Origin of the sequence: Collinsella sp. An7, assembly GCF_002159335.1 — a bacterium.
Classification (GTDB): Bacteria; Actinomycetota; Coriobacteriia; order Coriobacteriales; family Coriobacteriaceae; genus Coprousia.
In genome coordinates, this window is sequence record NZ_NFHP01000017.1 from 1 (window position 1) to 4,491 (window position 4,491).

Here is a 4,491-nt window from a genome sequence, read left to right on the forward strand (position 1 = left end):
CCCCCTCCGTTCACGTCAGTGTGCGGCGGCCGTTGATCTAGCCAAGCTCGCGGCCGTCGCCCATCTCCTTGCCCTCCTGCTTCTCGCGCTCGGCAGCGCCGCCGACGCTGCCGAAGCCGCCAGCACCGAGGTAGCACGTCTGAGCCACCGCGCCGTCGCACGAACCGGCACCGGCAACGGACACGTACTTGTCACCCGAGAGCACCCACGCCGAGCCGGTGGTGGTGGTCACGCTGACCACCTCATCGCCCTCCCTGCGGAGAACCTCGATGGGGAGCAGAACGGAACGACCGCTGCGCTCCTCGATGTCGGTCCGCCCCAACTTGTCATGACGCAAGATCTTATCGCACGCCCAGCTCACGAGCTTGCCGAAGCCCGGCAGCGAGCCGCGGCGGCGCTCGACGGTGAGACCGACCTCGTTATCGAGGTCGAACTCGACCACCCCGGCATCGCCAAACTCAAGGGCGACCGGATAGGCACGGGAGCGGCCAGACGCGAAAAGCACGTCGGCCTTTTCGATTGAAGTAACCATTTCTTATCACCTCCTTTCAGAAGTTGCTAAAACCATGGTAGAAGCAAGAAAACCGCAGGTCAAACGGTGTGTGTTGAAATCGTTGATGCACGCAACTGCGCTCGTGAAACGCAAAAATTCTCATTCCCTTACTACCTCTGGCGCGCCTCTCGTTCGGCCTGCCGCTGCTTCTCAGTCTGTCTGCCAGAACCGCCAGGCGAAGGCCGAACGACTGTCTGCGCAACAATCGGAGTCGTAGCCCCACCTGGAGCAAGAAAGGCACTCAGCCGAGCCGAGAACTCCGCCGTGAGCTGTCCGGCTATCGTGCGGACACGCTCAACGCATCTCCCAAGAAGTTGACAAACGAGACCGACCTTCTCGCCATCTGGCGCACGGTCAACGGCATGACAGTCGGAAGCGACGGACTCCAAGACGCCAACTCGCTGCTCAGCTGCTTCTCGCGCTCGTTGAAGCCCCTCCAATCGCCGCTGCTCGTCGGCAAGCTGCCGCCGCGCTTCTGCGAGCTTCTGCTGCGTCTCGCCAAGCGCCTTTTTCGCCGCACGGTACTCTCTCTGGTTCAGGTGGCTAAGCTGCTTCTCTCCCTGCTTCTCATCATCCAGAAGCACCTCAACCGGACAGCCCAGCTCGGACTCAAGATGCTCCTGCAACTCGGGGTGCAGCTTCCGCCAGTCACTGCGCGTGCACACGTCCTTCGCGCTCAGTCGACCGTCATTTGTGACCGGCACCCATGCGAAATGCATGTGCGGCTGCGCGTCCGGCTCGTCGAGGTGAACCCATGCGCTCACCACGTTCTCCGCCCCATAGCGGCGCGCAAGGAACGCGTAGGCGGATCGGAAAAACTCATCGCGGCGCGATGGATCCAGAGAGCGCGGCATAGTCAGCACACAGTCGCACATGCGCACGGCGTCCTTGCGTGGCTTGCGCTTCAAATTCAGCGACGAAATCCGCTTGTCGATGAACTCCCTCTGCGTGCCATCGCGCTCGGGTCCGAGGTTGTAGTTGAGCGGCGTCAGGCTCGGGTCGATGTTGTCCCGCCCAGCCAGCTTGTCGACGTCTCCGCCCCAGCGCTCGTAGTGCCCGAGCATCCCGCCCAGCGCCTCAGCCCTGTATTTCTCGATGTGCGCCACTACTCGTCATCTCCCGCCCCGTATAGCATCGGCTTGCCATCCTCGCAAGGCATCCACTCATCCTGCTCGTCTATCGTCCTCTGAAACTCCTCGATGAACTCGCCGAGCGCCACGTTGAAGCCGCGCACCGCATCCTTGTCCGACTCCCAATCAGCAGCGAGCTTGGGGCATTCCGAGTCGCCCAAGACATCATCAAGAACAATCGCCGCTCGTATCAGTTCTAGCGTCTTGGAATGGCTGCAATAGCCAGACTCGCTCTCAGACTCCATCTCATCGACAGCCTTTGCCAGCTCGTTGATTTCGCGCGGCTTTGCCTTCTTCTTTCCGAACATCGCAGCTCCAATCTGAAACGCGGGCACACGAATACTTATATCCATAAGTCTAGCAGGTTAGACTTACTTCGTAAGTCCCTGCCCTGCGGGGCTCTCCGAACGTAAACCATAGTTTCCGTTCTGCGCGTCTCTCCGTTCCTTGCTCGTCTGCACCCTTTAGGTGCAGACGAGGGGGTGAATCCCCCTCGAGCTCCCCCGCTCTGTCACACGTCACACGTCACCCATAGGGGGGGCTGTCGTAGTAAGCCCCCCCTATTGGTCTTCCAGAACGCTTGGAGTACATAGTTGCGCTTGATTCTAATTAGCCGGCCTACCTTACTCGCAAGCGCAATTCCGTAGCCCTATCGATCCACTGTTGATGCGTTGACTTGTATGCATCGGGTACCAGCTGCTGGTCGTAATAAATTATGCTGTTCGCCCATCTCTCAATTTCCTCCTTATATGGCGGATAATCTATTTCTGGCTGTCCGCGGTCTAGGAGATTCAGGAAATTCTGGTACTCGATATTCCAATCTTCCATCTGTCTCTCGTAGTCGTTCATAAGGCGCTCTGCTCGCACGCCCTCCTCATCAAGCATCTCTCCACGATTTCTTAGAGACGGTATCCCTTTACTGTATTCACTTGAATAGCTGTCATATTCCTGCTCCTCAGCAAGGCTCGCCACGTCTTCCGAAGTATCAATCTTCTTGTGACACCCAGAGAGCGATATGGGCAATGCCATTGCACATACGAATGCAACGCAGACAAATCTCCTCATAAATCCCCCAACCAAAACCGATATGCGGTACACCCAAAACTTCCAATAATCCCAGCATAAACTGTTTGCACGAGAGAACAACCGTCTTACCGTAATCAACCTCAGCTGAAGACCCTGGCAAGGAAAGGGTCGATGGCGCAGAGCGTCATCGACCCTTCTCCAAGTCTCTTTTCCGGCTCGCCCGGCGCGTCAATTCCGCTGTCGGTGAACGAGGTCTGAGCGATCCGCTTACGCGGAGCGCTCCGCCCCCGTAGTCACCGACAGCTCCATTGACCCGCCTACTGCACCACTTTCGCCCGGTTCCTCACCGAACGAATAACCCCTTCAAACAGAATCGTATGGCTGCACGCATAATCCAACATGTCGGGATCTCCCATGTCCATTAGGCCGAAAATAAAATCGCTGTATTCGGTGACCACGTTCTCCCTGATGATACTCATAAGGTCAAGCCTGATTCGCGCCTTCTCCGACTTCGAAAGCTCACGCGTCAAGTCAAGCGGAAATCCGTTCACCAGCGTTATTGAGTTGGCACCGTCTGCAAACTGCTCCTTCTCCGGGTCATCAAGGTGTATGAGGTAGCGCTGCATATTCGAGGGGTTCGCAACCGGCTCAACATATCCGTTCGCCGGAACATCCTCGGGTATCGCCGCCTTTGCACCGTTTAGCGTTGTCGTATTTCCGTGCTGGTAAATGACATGGTGATGCGGTTTGCTCGTCTCATCATCCGGCTGATGCAGCGGACTGACCGCATACGAACCATGCGACCTCTTGAGAGCACCAAGCCAATCTTCCGGAGCTGACTCCGGATAGACCAAGAATGTCCAGTACCGAGCTTTTACGGCGCTGCTATCAGCCATGCTATAATCCAATCGTCTTCAGACAGCCCCGCCGCCGCCAAGTAGCTGGGGCTTTTTCTTTTTTAGCCAACGGCAATCAGCTTGTCGGAAAGAGCAGCTCGCGCATAAGCGCTCGTACTCACACCAGCAGCCTTGGCTTTCCTCTCAATCGCCTTCTTCATTCCAACAGGAACCTTAATCGAAATGACCGCTGTCCCCTCATTCGAAAGCGGAGGTCGGCCATAAACGACGCGACCAACCGTGCGCTCGCCATCGGGAAACTCACCGCGCTCATAGGCATCACACCAACGCCCGATCATCTCTTCCGTGATTTCGCGACCGTCAGCCGCGACATAAGCCTTGCTCATCGCGCTCTCCTTTCCGTCCTCTCGATTTCGTCGCTAAACTTCTTCTGAACGGGTGACATTGCGTGGATAATCAGCCATCCGCTAACCGTCTCCACCGCAATCAACTCAACATCCGCACCGTTGGCGAGAAAGCCGACCATGAGCCAGCGCGGCGGCTCGTCATCGCTCGCTCGCTGAATGCTCTTCGTGACAGACGCAAACGCTTCAAGCACCTCATCTCTACTCAGATGCTTCAGCGCGTTCGGGTGAATGTCCGGCCCCACCGCCCCTCCTCTCAAAGTCATACCATTTCGTCATACTTATAGTATACACCAGTCTTAAAAATCAAAACTCGCAAAGTGGCCAGCAACCTCCACAATATTGAAGACAACGGGCTAAAATCGCTCCTAGAACGAGCGAGAGGGGCACCCGCGTGGGTACCCCCCTCCGTTCACGTCAGTGTGCGGCGGCCGTTGATCTAGCCAAGCTCGCGGCCGTCGCCCATCTCCTTGCCCTCCTGCTTCTCGCGCTCGGCAGCGCCGCCGACGCTGCCGAAGCCG

7 protein-coding genes are annotated in these 4,491 nt (G+C 57.4%); all 7 read right to left on the bottom strand.

The window, feature by feature from the left end; translation table 11 throughout:
- Nucleotides 1-37: 37 nt before the first annotated feature.
- Nucleotides 38-532, bottom strand: a complete 495-nt coding sequence (locus tag B5G20_RS10010) for a hypothetical protein (protein ID WP_087356771.1) — start codon at nucleotides 530-532, stop codon at nucleotides 38-40.
- A gap of 131 nt (nucleotides 533-663) precedes the next feature.
- On the bottom strand, nucleotides 664-1,659 hold the full coding sequence (gene mobV, locus B5G20_RS10015; protein ID WP_087356772.1) for a MobV family relaxase: 996 nt from the start codon (nucleotides 1,657-1,659) through the stop codon (nucleotides 664-666).
- The gene (locus B5G20_RS10020) at nucleotides 1,659-1,991 is read right to left on the bottom strand and encodes a hypothetical protein (RefSeq protein ID WP_087356773.1); all 333 of its coding nucleotides are present in this window, start codon (nucleotides 1,989-1,991) and stop codon (nucleotides 1,659-1,661) included. Before B5G20_RS10020 ends, mobV begins: the two co-directional genes overlap by 1 nt.
- A 310-nt stretch (nucleotides 1,992-2,301) precedes the next feature.
- Nucleotides 2,302-2,748, bottom strand: coding sequence for a hypothetical protein (locus B5G20_RS10025; protein ID WP_143750275.1), 447 nt, complete (start codon nucleotides 2,746-2,748; stop codon nucleotides 2,302-2,304).
- Nucleotides 2,749-3,026: 278 nt separating this feature from the next.
- Nucleotides 3,027-3,605: a Rep family protein gene (locus tag B5G20_RS10030; RefSeq protein ID WP_087356775.1), complete on the bottom strand. Its 579-nt coding sequence runs from the start codon at nucleotides 3,603-3,605 to the stop codon at nucleotides 3,027-3,029.
- 62 nt (nucleotides 3,606-3,667) lie between these two features.
- Complete coding sequence (locus B5G20_RS10035) at nucleotides 3,668-3,952, bottom strand: ribbon-helix-helix protein, CopG family (protein WP_087356776.1); 285 nt, start codon at nucleotides 3,950-3,952, stop codon at nucleotides 3,668-3,670.
- Nucleotides 3,949-4,215 carry a hypothetical protein gene (locus B5G20_RS10040; protein WP_087356777.1) on the bottom strand — a complete coding sequence of 89 codons (267 nt, stop codon included), beginning with the start codon at nucleotides 4,213-4,215 and terminating at the stop codon, nucleotides 3,949-3,951. The genes B5G20_RS10035 and B5G20_RS10040 overlap by 4 nt, the downstream gene beginning before the upstream one ends.
- Between the last annotated feature and the right edge of the window lie 276 nt (nucleotides 4,216-4,491).